The sequence below is a fragment of the Haemophilus influenzae genome, assembly GCF_003494325.1.
Lineage (GTDB): Bacteria > Pseudomonadota > Gammaproteobacteria > Enterobacterales > Pasteurellaceae > Haemophilus > Haemophilus influenzae_I.
On sequence record NZ_QQIK01000002.1, the window covers coordinates 231,635 to 245,658 of the forward strand.

The 14,024-nt window shown below is 38.3% G+C and carries 9 protein-coding genes and 5 pseudogenes; 8 read left to right on the top strand and 6 right to left on the bottom strand.

The annotated features are described in order from the left end of the window. Positions 1–41: 41 nt before the first annotated feature. Genes molA through rpsO form a run of 5 tightly spaced genes read left to right on the top strand, consistent with a single transcriptional unit; the run spans position 42 to position 3,461 of the window. Positions 42–1,097: a molybdate ABC transporter substrate-binding protein MolA gene (gene molA, locus DV356_RS04355; RefSeq protein WP_118806571.1), complete on the top strand. Its 1,056-nt coding sequence runs from the start codon at positions 42–44 to the stop codon at positions 1,095–1,097. Beyond that, positions 1,084–2,097, top strand: coding sequence for a molybdate ABC transporter permease MolB (gene molB, locus DV356_RS04360; RefSeq protein WP_118806572.1), 1,014 nt, complete (start codon positions 1,084–1,086; stop codon positions 2,095–2,097). The genes molA and molB overlap by 14 nt, the downstream gene beginning before the upstream one ends. Further along, positions 2,090–2,851, top strand: a complete 762-nt coding sequence (molC, locus tag DV356_RS04365) for a molybdate ABC transporter ATP-binding protein MolC (protein WP_118806573.1) — start codon at positions 2,090–2,092, stop codon at positions 2,849–2,851. Before molB ends, molC begins: the two co-directional genes overlap by 8 nt. Before the next feature lie 9 nt (positions 2,852–2,860). Next, complete coding sequence (locus DV356_RS04370) at positions 2,861–3,208, top strand: substrate-binding domain-containing protein (protein ID WP_005693485.1); 348 nt, start codon at positions 2,861–2,863, stop codon at positions 3,206–3,208. Continuing rightward, positions 3,192–3,461, top strand: a complete 270-nt coding sequence (gene rpsO / locus DV356_RS04375; protein ID WP_118806574.1) for a 30S ribosomal protein S15 — start codon at positions 3,192–3,194, stop codon at positions 3,459–3,461. The genes DV356_RS04370 and rpsO overlap by 17 nt, the downstream gene beginning before the upstream one ends. Before the next feature lie 138 nt (positions 3,462–3,599). Here the strand turns inward: rpsO and DV356_RS04380 are convergent, their stop codons facing one another. Together DV356_RS04380 and DV356_RS04385 are read right to left on the bottom strand one after the other, a co-directional pair. Next, positions 3,600–5,369, bottom strand: a complete 1,770-nt coding sequence (locus DV356_RS04380; protein ID WP_118806575.1) for an ABC transporter ATP-binding protein/permease — start codon at positions 5,367–5,369, stop codon at positions 3,600–3,602. 59 nt (positions 5,370–5,428) lie between these two features. Beyond that, complete coding sequence (locus DV356_RS04385; protein WP_118806576.1) at positions 5,429–7,630, bottom strand: TonB-dependent siderophore receptor; 2,202 nt, start codon at positions 7,628–7,630, stop codon at positions 5,429–5,431. A gap of 115 nt (positions 7,631–7,745) precedes the next feature. Between DV356_RS04385 and DV356_RS04390 the strand changes: the two are divergent. Both DV356_RS04390 and DV356_RS04395 read left to right on the top strand, forming a co-directional pair. Then, positions 7,746–8,912: pseudogene (locus tag DV356_RS04390) on the top strand (ATP-dependent metallopeptidase FtsH/Yme1/Tma family protein); the annotation flags it as partial. 148 nt (positions 8,913–9,060) lie between these two features. Beyond that, positions 9,061–9,591 (top strand): annotated as a pseudogene (locus tag DV356_RS04395) (phosphohexomutase domain-containing protein); the annotation flags it as partial. A gap of 87 nt (positions 9,592–9,678) precedes the next feature. Here DV356_RS04395 and DV356_RS04400 read toward each other — a convergent pair. From DV356_RS04400 to DV356_RS04410, 3 genes and pseudogenes are all read right to left on the bottom strand, one after another. Beyond that, a pseudogene (locus tag DV356_RS04400) lies at positions 9,679–10,188 on the bottom strand (DUF2310 family Zn-ribbon-containing protein); the annotation flags it as partial. After that, the gene (locus DV356_RS04405) at positions 10,179–10,559 is read right to left on the bottom strand and encodes a SufE family protein (RefSeq protein ID WP_118806577.1); all 381 of its coding nucleotides are present in this window, start codon (positions 10,557–10,559) and stop codon (positions 10,179–10,181) included. The gene DV356_RS04405 and the pseudogene DV356_RS04400, both read right to left, overlap by 10 nt. Next, positions 10,556–11,404: pseudogene (locus DV356_RS04410) on the bottom strand (cysteine desulfurase); the annotation flags it as partial. The pseudogene DV356_RS04410 and the gene DV356_RS04405, both read right to left, overlap by 4 nt. Before the next feature lie 2 nt (positions 11,405–11,406). On the opposite strand from DV356_RS04410, the pseudogene DV356_RS04415 reads away from it, so the two are divergent. Then, a pseudogene (locus DV356_RS04415) lies at positions 11,407–12,813 on the top strand (ATP-binding cassette domain-containing protein); the annotation flags it as partial. An 80-nt stretch (positions 12,814–12,893) separates the two neighbouring features. Here the strand turns inward: DV356_RS04415 and DV356_RS04420 are convergent. After that, positions 12,894–13,976 carry an extracellular solute-binding protein gene (locus DV356_RS04420; protein WP_005688477.1) on the bottom strand — a complete coding sequence of 361 codons (1,083 nt, stop codon included), beginning with the start codon at positions 13,974–13,976 and terminating at the stop codon, positions 12,894–12,896. Between the last annotated feature and the right edge of the window lie 48 nt (positions 13,977–14,024).

Sequence of the window (14,024 nt, forward strand, 5' to 3'; positions counted from 1 at the left end):
TGTGTATAATGATATTTTCTTACTTAAAATAAGGATGTGCGATGAAACTTAAATCATTGTTAATTGCCGGCTTGCTCGGTTCCCTTTCTTTTTCAGCATTAGCTGATCGCATTATTACAGACCAACTCGATCGCAAAGTGACAATTCCCGATCACATTAACCGAGCCGTGGTGTTACAGCACCAAACCTTGAATATTGCCGTGCAGTTGGATGCCACAAAACAGATTGTGGGAGTGCTTTCCAACTGGAAGAAACAACTAGGCAAAAACTATGTTCGCCTTGCGCTGGAGCTGGAAAACATGGCGATGCCGGGCGATTTGAATTCCGTTAATATTGAAAGTCTGTTGGCGTTAAAACCGGATGTGGTGTTTGTGACTAACTACGCACCGTCTGAAATGATCAAGCAAATCAGTGACGTGAATATCCCTGTGGTAGCCATTTCCTTGCGTACTGGTGAAGTGGGCGAAAAAGGTAAACTTAATCCAACCTTAACTGACGAAGATAAAGCTTATAATGACGGCTTAAAACAGGGCATTGAACTGATTGCCGAGGTGTTTGAGAAAAAACAACAAGGCGATGAGTTAGTGAAAGCTGCCTTTGCTAATCGCAAGTTGTTGGCAGATCGCCTAGGCGACGTTTCTGCCGATAAACGTGTACGCACTTATATGGCAAATCCGGATTTAGGCACTTATGGTTCCGGTAAATATACGGGGCTTATGATGGAACATGCGGGCGCTTATAACGTCGCAGCGGCAACCATTAAAGGTTTCAAACAGGTTTCTCTAGAAAATGTGTTGGAATGGAATCCTGCGGTGATTTTGGTGCAAGATCGTTATCCTGATGTAGTACCACAAATTTTGAACGATCAAGGTTGGGCGAATATTCAGGCACTGAAAGATAAAAAAGTTTTTTTGATGCCGGAATATGCTAAAGCCTGGGGATACCCGATGCCGGAAGCCTTAGCATTGGGCGAAGTATGGTTGGCTAAAGCCCTTTATCCGCAACGTTTCCAAGACGTGGATTTGGATAAAATGGTGAACGATTATTACCAAAAATTCTACCGCACTTCTTACAAACCCGACAATGCAGCCAGATAGTTACCCTAAAATTCTCTTTGGCTTAACGCTGTTGCTTGTGATTACCGCCGTGATTTCTTTGGGAATAGGGCGGTATTCTTTGTCTGTACCGCAAATTGGGCAAATTCTGTGGGCAAAAGCGACCGCACTTGAGATCGACCCGGTGCAGCAACAGGTGATTTTTCAAGTGCGTTTACCTCGAATTTTAACCGCACTTTGCGTGGGTGCCGGTTTGGCATTGAGTGGTGTGGTATTGCAAGGCATTTTTCGTAACCCGTTAGTGGATCCGCATATTATCGGCGTGACCTCCGGTTCAGCCTTCGGTGGCACCTTGGCAATTTTCTTTGGATTCAGTTTATACGGCTTATTTGCCAGCACTATTTTATTTGGCTTCGGCACGCTTGCCTTGGTTTTTCTATTTAGCTTCAAATTTAATCAACGCAGCTTGTTGATGCTTATTCTTATCGGCATGATTTTAAGCGGGCTTTTTTCAGCCCTAGTGAGCCTATTGCAATACATTTCCGACACAGAAGAAAAATTGCCAAGCATTGTGTTTTGGTTGATGGGGAGTTTTGCCACCTCTAACTGGGAAAAACTCCTCTTTTTCTTTGTCCCGTTTTTGCTGTGTAGCTCGATTTTGCTCAGCTTAAGTTGGCGCTTGAATTTACTGTCTTTAGATGAGAAAGAAGCCAAGGCTTTGGGCGTGAAAGTGGCCCCATTACGTTGGTTAGTGATCTTTTTAAGCGGTTCGTTAGTGGCATGCCAGGTGGCAATTAGCGGCAGTATCGGCTGGGTCGGGCTGATCATTCCTCATCTTAGCCGTATGCTGGTAGGCGCCAATCATCAAAGTTTATTGCCTTGCACCATGCTTGTTGGGGCGACTTATATGTTGCTTGTGGACAATGTTGCGCGTTCCCTATCCGATGCCGAAATTCCAATCAGTATTTTGACCGCACTTATTGGTGCACCGTTGTTTGGTGTATTGGTATATAAACTAAAACGCGGAGGCATGAATGAATAAAGCGCTCTCCGTGGAAAATCTAGGTTTTTATTACCAAGCGGAAAACTTCCTGTTTCAGCAACTGAATTTTGATTTGAATAAAGGAGATATTCTGGCGATTTTAGGGCAAAACGGTTGCGGGAAAAGTACCTTGTTGGATTTGTTGCTTGGTATTCATCGCCCGATTCAGGGCAAGATTGAGGTGTATCAATCTATCGGTTTTGTGCCGCAATTCTTTTCTTCGCCTTTTGCTTATTCCGTATTGGATATTGTGCTGATGGGGCGCTCAACCCATATTAATACTTTTGCCAAACCGAAACCGCATGATTATCAAGTCGCCATGCAGGCACTGGATTATTTGAACTTGACCCATTTGGCAAAGCGCGAATTTACTTCGCTTTCGGGCGGGCAGCGACAACTAATTTTAATTGCGAGAGCCATTGCTTCAGAATGCAAATTGATACTGTTGGATGAGCCAACTTCAGCATTAGATCTTGCAAATCAAGATATTGTACTGTCTTTACTTATCGATTTGGCACAATCACAGAACATGACTGTCGTATTCACAACACATCAACCTAATCAAGTTGTAGCGATAGCCAATAAAACTTTATTGTTAAATAAACAAAATTTTAAATTTGGCGAAACAAGGAATATTTTAACCTCAGAAAATTTGACCGCACTTTTTCATTTACCGATGTTTGAACAACAAGCTCAATATAAAGAATCTTTTTTTACGCATTTTGTTCCCTTGTATAAAACGTTATTAAAGTAAGGAAAACTTGTGGAATCAATTACTGTTTTTAGCGCAGGTAGTTTTTGTTATGCTCTGCAAGAATTATCTGATATTTTTCGACAAATTCATCATATAGAGATTAAAGCATTTTGTGGTCCAGCCGGAATCTTGCGTCAACAAATTGAGCAAGGGAATAGAGGTGATATTTTTATTAGTGCAAATCCTGGAAATGTGCTTCAATTAGCTGATTCTAAAAAAATTTATCAAAAATTAACGATAGCCTTTAATCAATTAGCATTAACTACGTTAAATTTAGAACACTTCCGTCATAAATCCATTTTTGAATTGCTATTTGATCGCTCTTTTTTAGGAGTAAAAAATGTCTCTAAGTACTGAAAAAAAAGCAGCAATCGTTGCTGAATTTGGTCGTGATGCGAAAGATACCGGTTCTTCTGAAGTTCAAATCGCATTATTAACTGCACAAATCAACCACTTACAAACTCACTTTGCAGAGCACAAAAAAGACCACCATGGTCGTCGTGGTTTATTACGTATGGTTTCTCGTCGTCGTAAACTTTTAGACTACTTAAAACGTACTGATCTTGCTTTATACCAAAGCACTATCGCTCGTTTAGATTTACGTCGCTAATTTTTATTACGATAGTAAAAAATCAAGCCCTCGAATATCGAGGGCTTTTTTTATAGTTTTATTTTAATTTTATAGGCGCTCTTCAGACTAGCATCAAAATAAATAAAATATTTGGCTGATATATTAACTTGCTATTTTCTAATTTTCACATAATAAACATACATCTAATTTTAGTTGTTTGTTATGAAATTGCTGTAATGTGCTACGATGACCTACGCTGAGAATGATCATTTCGGGCAAACGCTCTTTAATTGTTTGGTAGAGTAAATTCTCGGTTGTTTCATCCAATGCTGAAGTCGTTTCATCGAGAAATACGACATCTGGTTTTGTGAGTAAAATACGAATAAACGCCACTCTTTGAAGTTCACCGGGCGATAAAATCGCTTGCCAGTCATTTTTTATATTAAGTGAGTGTATATATTTTCCTAGCGCACAATCTTTCATGGTTTGTTCTAATTCTGCATGACTTGGATTGATATTCGGGTAACAAATTGCTTCTCGTAAAGTACCCTGCGGCATATAAGGTCGTTGTGGCAGGAATAAACTTCCCATACATGGATGCTCCGCAATACCTATGGTTTCAAAAGGATAGATTCCTGCAATTGCTTTTAGCAGCGATGTTTTTCCTGTTCCAGATGCACCTTGAATCAATAGGGCATCTCCATTTTCTAAATGAATATTTAAATTATTGAGTAGTACATGACCTTGTTCATCTTTAATACCGAAGTTTTTTAAGGCGACACGATGAGAGCAATGAAAAGGATGATGAACGTTTTGTTTATCTAATTCATCCATTTTTGTTATAAAACCATAAAGACGATTTAACCGAGCTTGATAGAGTGTGAATTGCTCATAGAACAAGCGGAAGAATGAAAGTGCGGTCATTAATCGGTTAAATGCTTGGACTGTTTGATGCATATCTCCTAGTTTTATCTGACCAGAAAAAAAACGTGGTGCTTGTAACATTAAAGGCAATAATTTGGCCACGCGAGTTACTCCAGAGTTGAAACTATTTAAGCCCAACATTTTTAATACAATGGACCAACGGTTATGAATAATTTGACGGAATTGATGTTGTAAGAAAGTTTGTTCTTTTGGCTCGCCATTATAAAAAGCAATGCTTTCTGCATTGTCTCGTACACGGATTAAGGAATAACGATAATTGCCATTGAGTTTTTCTTTCGTAAAATTTAGCTTAATTAGAGGGCGACCAATCCACACAGACATAAGTGTTGCAAAAATAATAAAGGCATAAATGAAGAAAACAACGCCTTTTTCGATATTAAATCCGAATAAAGTTAATACGCCGGAAAGTGACCATAAAATAATCGTAAATTCAATGGTCGTGAGCACCGAGTTAATCACGCCTCGCACAATTTGTACCGTACTGGTAATAAATTCTCTCGCATCTTGTTCGATACGTTGATCGATATTATCCGGTAAATCTCGTTCATATTTTAGGCGATAGTATTTTTTCTTATTTAGCCAGCGTTTAACAAGTGTTGCATTAAAGCTTTCCAACCAACGAATTTCAAATACTTGTTGAAAGAAGTAATCAGCAATGGCATGTATAACTTGTGCTACCACAAGGAGAGCATTTAGCTTTGCAAAGAACCAAAATTTCTTAATATTTAATTCTTGCATTGAGCTATACAATCCATTGTAAAAAAATGAATTAAGTACACTAAATCGTACTTCCAACAATATCATTATAAATAGCGCTAACAACATTAAAATTAGTTTAATGCTTGTTTTTTTATCCATTGATGGAGAGACAATACACCAGAATTTTTTGCCGAAAGTAGTTTGTTTTAAGGCTAACATTGTTACGCTAAAGCACAATATCACCCAAAAAAGTGCGGTTAAAATCCAGTTTAAACTATTATTAAGTTCGGTTTGCCAGTTCATTAGTTTTCCATAAATAGAAAAAGAGCGAATCCAGTTTGCCCTAGGTTTTAATGACTAAATTAAAATTCAATTTTAGTGTTTAATATAACTTCACGAGCATAGCCTAACGCAACAGGAATAAGCGTTCTGCTTGCATTCCCTGAAGTTGATGGGGAGTAAACTTTATTAGATAAGTTTTTACCATTTAACTGAAAGGATACTTTTTTCCCTGAAATTTTTGTGTCATAGGCAATAAATGCATCATAAACAATAGCCTGTGGAAGTTTATACGCTTTTGTATAAGTATTATTATAGGCATACCAAGAACCTAAATAACGCGCACCTCCACCGACACGAATATTACCAAAATCAAATTCGCCGATATTATAGGCTAAGAATAATGATGCTTGATGTTTTGGTACGCCAGAAAGTTGTTTACCAACAGCTAATTTATTGTTGTGATTTTCTAGGTTTTTTACTTTTGTGTAAGTATAGTTTGCTGCAATACTTAAATTATCAGTAAGTTGTCCATTTAGATCAAACTCAATGCCACGAGAACGCTGTTTTCCAACAATTTGTAGTTCATTTGTGCCATTAACATTAACTGTTTCTGCAACATTACGTTTGTTTATATTAAATAAAGCTACAGTTGCATTTAAATATGCATTCTCATATTTTAGACCTGTTTCAAAAGATTTGCCCTGTTCAGCAGGAAGTTCGCCATTAATAATAAGCGTTCTATTATTTTGTGGACGGAATGATTCTGCATGGTTAAAAAATGTTGCAATATTTGGAGTAAATTTATAAACACTACCTAACTGATAGAGAAGTTTCCCGTCTTTTTGAGCCAGATATCCACTTCTAATATTCTTTAATGTTGATCGACCAACAACTTGATCAAAATATTCATAACGAAGTCCTCCCGTTATAATAAAGTTATCTGTAAAATAAGTGGTATTTTGAATATAAAGACCTAAAGTTTTTAAGTGATTAAATTGGTAGGCATTGTTATTTTCATTTTTCTTTATTGCCACTGGATTGGTATAATTTGGGTTGTCAATATTAATAACCTTACCATCATTTATGTCTCTAGTATTATAAATTGGTCCTAAATCCATTTTATTTCTCATAAGATCTGTGCCCACAACAAAGCGATTCGCAATATCTCCAATAGCAAATTCCCCGACTGTGTTTAAAGAAATACTATGGATACGTTGCTCTCCAGTTTGTTGCTCAATATCTCGAGTTGCGCTACGAGCAGTTAATCCAAGTGTTTTATTGGTTTTTTTTGGTTGATTAATGTTTGATACATTAATATCTTTAATTCGGGCTTGATTATAGAAATATTTATAACGTGCGTAGCTATAGCCAAAATTTAATTTCCAACAGTCACTTAATTTGTGCTCAACTTTAAAATCAATATTATCTGTTTTTACCGTGGTTTCATTATTTGGCTCATCTAAACGACGCGATACAGGAATATCTGGTAATGCATTAGTTGCCGTTAAAAGATTTGTACCACGATCAAATGGCTCAAGAATATCTTTGTGTTCATAAGAAAGAAGCACTTTAGTTTTATCATTTTCCCAAGAAAGAGAGGGGGCGTAAGTCGTATTTTTCACTTTGCCAAAATTACGCCAGTAGTCTTTTTCTTGTTTGTCATAGATAAAGCGGTAAGCAAAACCATTTCCTAAACCACCAGTAAAATCTAATTGCGTTCCCCACAGGCTATGATTACCTAAGGTTCCACCAACGACATAACGTGGCGTTTGTTGTGGTTTTTTAGTAATGATATTAACTACACCACCTGGATCTTGAATACCATAAAGTACAGATGCAGGTCCTTTTAAAACTTCAACGGTTTCAGTTGTCGCGCTAAAGTTTTTAGCTGGGCCAGCTTGTAAACCGTTACGCATAATTGAGTTGTCACGGTTTCTACCAAAACCACGTTTTTGGATAGCATCAAACATACCACCTAACGTATTCGCTTGGCTCACACCACTGACGTTATAAAGCGCATCAATGAGTGATTCAGGTTTGCGATCTTCTAGTAGTTTAGTTGAAAGAATATTTACTGTGTTTGGCGTGTCGAATACTGGCACTTCAGCTTTTGATACGACAGATGTCCCTGTTGTTTGATAACCATTTTGTTTAATACCTGTATCTTGAACATTAATTTGTTCAATCGTTTCAGTATTAGCTTTATGTTGCGTTTCTGCTAACGCAGAAACAGAAATCCCAGCAAAAAGTGCGGTGTAAACTAAGCTTAATTTAAAATTCATAAATTGCTTCCCAAAAGTTAAATCTAGGTTAAAAAAAGGTTACAAGTATAAAAAAATATAACAAATTAAGCAATGAAAATCATTATCATTTAATGTCTATTACATTAATCAATGGTATTATGATGAAATCGATGCAGTGGGTCGCCAACGTGGTGCGGGCTTAGGCGGCGGACACGATGAGCGTGAACAAACCTTAAACCAAATGCTAGTTGAAATGGATGGCTTTAGCGGTAATGACGGCGTAATTGTTATTGCAGCAACTAACCGTCCAGATGTACTTGATCCAGCTTTAACTCGTCCAGGCCGTTTTGACCGGCAAGTAGTTGTTGGCTTACCTGATGTGAAAGGTCGTGAGCAAATCTTAAAAGTGCATATGCGTAAAGTGTCTGTTGCGCAAGATGTTGATGCAATGACGTTAGCGCGTGGTACGCCGGGCTATTCTGGTGCAGATTTAGCAAATTTAGTCAATGAGGCGGCTTTGTTTGCTGCTCGAGTGAATAAACGTACGGTAACCATGCTTGAGTTTGAAAAAGCGAAAGATAAAATCAATATGGGGCCAGAGCGTCGCACTATGATTATGACGGATAAGCAAAAAGAATCCACTGCTTATCATGAAGCTGGTCATGCGATTGTGGGGTATTTAGTGCCTGAACACGATCCTGTTCACAAAGTGACGATTATTCCTCGAGGACGTGCCTTGGGTGTGACATTCTTCTTACCTGAAGGTGATCAAATTAGTATTAGCCAAAAACAATTAGAAAGTAAGCTTTCTACCTTGTATGCAGGGCGTTTAGCGGAAGATTTGATTTACGGCGAAGAAAATATCTCAACAGGTGCATCAAATGATATTAAAGTCGCAACTAATATCGCGCGTAATATGGTAACGCAATGGGGATTCTCTGAAAAGTTAGGTCCGATTCTTTATACGGAAGATGAGGGCGAGGTTTTCTTAGGTCGTTCAATGGCGAAAGCGAAACATATGTCAGATGAAACTGCGCATTCGATTGATGAAGAAGTGCGTGCAATTGTAAATCGTAACTATGCGAGAGCAAGAGAGATTTTGATCGACAATATGGATATTCTTCATGCGATGAAAGATGCGTTAGTCAAATATGAAACCATTGAAGAAGAGCAAATTAAACAATTGATGAATCGCGAACCTATCACACCGCCATCAGGTTGGGGAGAGCCGAAAACTCAGCAGGCTGCTTATGCAAATTCAACAACGAATGATACAAAGCCCGAAAGTGCGGTAGAAAATACCGATGATTTTAATGTTTAACTCATCAAAGCCTTTCTTCGGAAAGGCTTTATTTTTTCCTAATGATTTTTTTCTTGGATGTATTTCGCTATAATCGCCCACCAAAATCACTCTAAAAATTAACCGCACTTTATGAAACTTTACGCAAATAATAAATGTCTTGATTTAAGCATTGCGCTCAGGTCAATTAAAAGGCGGTGTCGTTGGCACCTTAATGAGTAATATGAGCCTAGAGATAGCCTTAAAAATGCTTGGCGTTCCTTTCTTACGTGCAAACGTGGGAGACCGTTATGTATTGGAAAAAATGGTTGAAAATGATTGGACGCTTGGGGGGGAGAATTCAGGACATATTATCATTGCGGATAAGAATACAACGGGAGATGGCATTGTTGCGTCATTAGCTGTATTGGCGGCGATGGCACAGCATAAATTATCATTAAATGAATTAGCAAGTGCGGTTAAATTATTCCCTCAAGTGTTAATCAATGTACGTTTTGCAGGTGGGGAAAATCCACTTGAAAATGATGCTGTAAAATCTGTTGCCGCAGAGGTTGAAAAACGCTTAGAAGGTAAAGGTCGTATTTTATTGCGTAAATCGGGTACGGAACCACTTATTCGCGTTATGGTGGAATGCCAAGATGCTGAACTTGCACAACAATGTGCAGAAGAAATTGCAGAAGCCGTGAAAAAAATTAATTAATTTTTGACCGCACTTAGTAAAGTGCGGTTTATTTTTATAAAGTTTTTAGGAAAGCAAAATGAACATTTTTATTATGCGTCACGGCGAAGCGGAAGTAATGGCTAATAGCGATAAGGCTTGCCAATTTTCTTGCCATTTAATCAGATCTTGGCTTAAGTGCGGTTGATTTTTCAACTGTTTATACAACGGAATTGGTGCGAAATTTTCTCCACTATGAATCGGTGAGCAGCTTTGTAAATGAGTTGTGTAAAGCACTTGCCAAGCTGGCGACGCATTTTCTGCCGTTTGATCTGAATTGAAATCATCGCCCACAAGTTGAAAACCATCAAAAATTACACCGCACTTTTCGGCTTCTTGTAATGCCCGATTCACTTCTGCGTTATTATTTTGTGGGAAAAGACTATCTTGCTCAGGGCAAATGACACGCATAGCAAAACCTTGTGCGCCATCTTCTTCCGCTAAATATAAAGGAATTTCACGTCCGATAATTTGCCCGTTATACCGCCATTGATCGATCACTGCATTGAGTAAACGACTTTGTGATTCAATATTATTTTCGAGCGCAGTCAGGCGAAAATAGGTTTCGATTAAATACATAAATTTTTTAATTGCTGTCCGATTTGGTTTAAGCCGTTTAAACGCATTTCACTTAAACGTTGTGAAATGCCGAGTTCGCTAAAAAATACAGTAATATCAAATGTATTCAATTCATCCGTTGTTTTGCCATTGATTTGATTGAATAAAATCCAAAGTAAGCCATTCATAATTCTGGCTTCGCTAAATCCGCTGAATTGAAAAGTGCGGTCATTTTTAGGCATAATTTGAAACCACATTTGTGCTTCGCAGCCAGTAATAGGTTGCATTTGAGCGAGTTCATTATCGCTTGGGCGAGGTAAATTTTTGCCTGCTTGAATAATCAGGCGATAGCGATCTTCCCAATTTTTAGCTTGTTTTAATTGTTCTATCATTGTAATAAATCCAGTGCTTTATCTAAGGCGGTGAAGAATGCCTCTACATCTTCTTGTGTATTATAAGGGGCAAAAGACAGGCGTAATGTGGTGCGTTCGCCTAAGCGTGCTAAATAAGGCTGGGCACAATGTTCGCCCACACGAAGCGCAATATTTTGTTCGCTCAAAAGTGTAGAAAGATCAGAACAGTCAATGCCATCAAATACAAAGCAAACAACGGTGCTTGCTTGAGGAGAATTGAATAATCGGCAATTCTCGTAAGATTTTAACCGCACTTTGACGGATTCAGCCAAGGATATAGCGTGCTGTTCTGCTGCGGTAAAATCCCATTTTTGTAGCCAATCCAGCACCGCATTAAAGCCAATAACCCCAGCAATATTGGGTGTGCCTGCTTCTAAACGATAAGGCAATTCGGCAAAAGTAATACGATCATTTGACACACGCTCAACCATTTTCCCACCAAAAAAGAGCGGTTGAAGTTGAGAAAGTGCGGTCAATTTTCCTGTTAAAACACCAAGCCCATTTGGGCCATAAATTTTATGGGCAGAAAATGCGAGAAAGTCTGCATCTAAGTCTTGTAAATCAATTTTAATATGACTAATCGCTTGTGCTGCATCCACTAAAACCAACGCATGACTATGTTTTCTAACCAGTTGAATCAGGCGTTTAATCGGCTGTTCTGTGCCCGTGACATTTGAAACAAAATTCAGCGCAACGAGTTTTGTTTTTTCAGAAAGGGCTGAAATCAGCGCATTTTCATCAATTAGCCAATTATCTAAAATCGGTAAAACTCGAATTTTTGCACCGCACTTTTTCGCCGTTTCATGCCAAGTGACAAAATTAGCAACTTGATGAACCAACTAACCACTTGGATGTGGAAGCTATTGAATGGCTGGAAAATTTCTTACTGGATTTCCAAGGTAGCATTGTATTTATTTCCCATGACCGTTCTTTTATTCGCAAAATGGCAACACGCATTGTGGATTTAGATCGCGGTCAATTGCAGTCTTATCTTGGCAATTACGATTTATATTTAACCACGAAAGAAGAAAATCTACGCGTTGAAGCCTTGCAGAATGAATTATTTGATAAACGTCTTGCACAGGAAGAAGTGTGGATTCGCCAAGGTATCAAGGCTCGCCGCACAAGAAATGAAGGGCGAGTGCGAGCATTAAAAGCGATGCGTGAGGAACGCCGACAACGCCGTGAGGTAATGGGAACAGCCAAATTACAATTAGATACCTCAAGCCGTTCAGGCAAAATTGTCTTTGAAATGGAAGATGTGAGCTATGAAATCGCAGGAAAAACCTTGTTAAAAGATTTTTCAACAACGATTTTACGTGGAGACAAAATTGCCCTTGTTGGGCCAAATGGCTGTGGGAAAACCACGTTCATTAAATTATTGCTGGGTGAAATTCAGCCAACATCAGGCAAAATCCGTTGTGGTACTAAATTAGACATTGCTTATTTTGACCAATACCGTGCTGATTTAGATCCCGAAAAAACCGTAATGGATAATGTGGCAGATGGTAAACAAGATATTGAAATCAATGGTGTAAAACGTCATGTGCTAGGGTATTTGCAAGATTTCTTGTTCCCGCCAAAACGTGCAATGACCCCAGTTAAAGCCTTATCGGGGGGAGAACGAAATCGTTTATTACTCGCAAAATTGTTGCTCCAACCAAATAATTTATTGATTCTTGACGAACCAACCAATGACCTTGATGTAGAAACATTGGAGCTTTTAGAAGAAATTTTGACTGATTATCAAGGCACATTGTTAATTGTGAGCCATGACCGTCAATTTATCGATAATACTGCGACAGAATGTTATTTATTCGAAGGTGAAGGGCATTTGAATAAGTATGTGGGAGGATTCTTTGATGCGAAACAGCAACAAGCCAATTTTTGGGCAAGCAAAGCGGTGGAAGAACAGGCTAAGGCGAAGAAATCTGAACCACTAAAAGAAGAAAGTGCGGTGAAAAATGACCGCACTTCTAAGCCGAAATCCGTGAAACTTTCTTATAAAGAACAACGAGAGCTAGAACAACTTCCACAACTATTGGAAGAGTTGGAAACTAAAATCACCGTACTTCAAGCTGAAATAGCCGATCCAGCATTTTTCCAACAAGCTCACGATATTACCGACGCTAAATTAAAAGCATTGGCGGATACTGAAGCCGAATTAGAAACAGCATTTTTACGCTGGGAAGAATTAGAAGAAAAGAAAAATTTGGCTGACGGTAAATCTTAAAAAATAACGCCCTAAAGGGCGTTTTTATTTAGAGGAAATATTGCACAGAATCAGATTTTAATTCTTTGCTAATTGACCAATTATTTTGCTGCTTTTAATTCTTGATAATATTGTTCATAGAATTGAATTGCATCGCCAACGTCATCTTGCCAGTGACTATTTTTTAATATATCAGCTGACGGATAAATCGCTGGATCTTCAGTGATTTCTTTTGGTAATGCTTTTTTCGCTTCAATATTTGAGGTTGGGTAACCGATAGCTAAGGTTAATTTTTCAGCTGTTTTTTTCCCTAACATGTAGTTAATCAGCTTGTGTGCGCCTTCAGGATTTTTAGCTGTTACAGGAATTGCAAGAGTATCAACCCAAAGTACAGGCCCCTCTTTTGGGAATACCATATTTAAAGGTGCTTTTTCTTTTTTAGCAATACGTACCGAACCATTCCATAATTGACCCACTTCCACTTCGCCTGAAATGAACGAGTTAGCTGGGTTATCGGAATTGAAAGAAAGTACATTTGGACGTAATTTCAATAATTCTTCATAGGCTTGTTTGATAATGGCTGGATCTTGAGTATTTGGATCTTGACCAATTTTCAATAAAGCGATGTTGAATACTTCACGCGCATCGTCTAATAATTGAACTTTGTTTGCAAATTCAGGTTTCCATAAGTCTGCCCAAGAAGTGAATTGTTCGCCTTTGTAAGTGTTGGTATTGAATGCGATACCCGGCGCACCTAAAAGTTGCGGAAGAGAGTATTTGTTACCTTTATCATAAGGTTTATTGAGCCAATCAGGATCTAATTCTTTAAGAACAGGTAATTTGCTGTGATCAAGTTCTTTTAACATTCCTTCGCGTGCCATTTTAGAAACGAAGTAGTTAGAAGGTGCGATAACATCATAGCCACCAGACTCGCCTTGAGTTTTGAGTTTAGCGTACATTGTTTCGTTTGATTCTAGGCTTGAAACGATAACTTTGATGCCAGTTTCTTTAGTAAACTCATCTAAAAGACCATCTGGTACATATTCAGTCCAAGTGTAGAGATACACAGTGTCATTAGCAGCAGCCGTAGCTTTTGCAGTTTCTTGCTTAGCATCTTTATCGTTGCAAGCGGTTAAAGTTGCAGCTACGAAGCTGGCAGTAATTAAACCTGCAAATTTTTTCATTTTTGTTTGTTCTCCTGTTAAAGAGTCGTAAAAAACCACCTGCCGAAT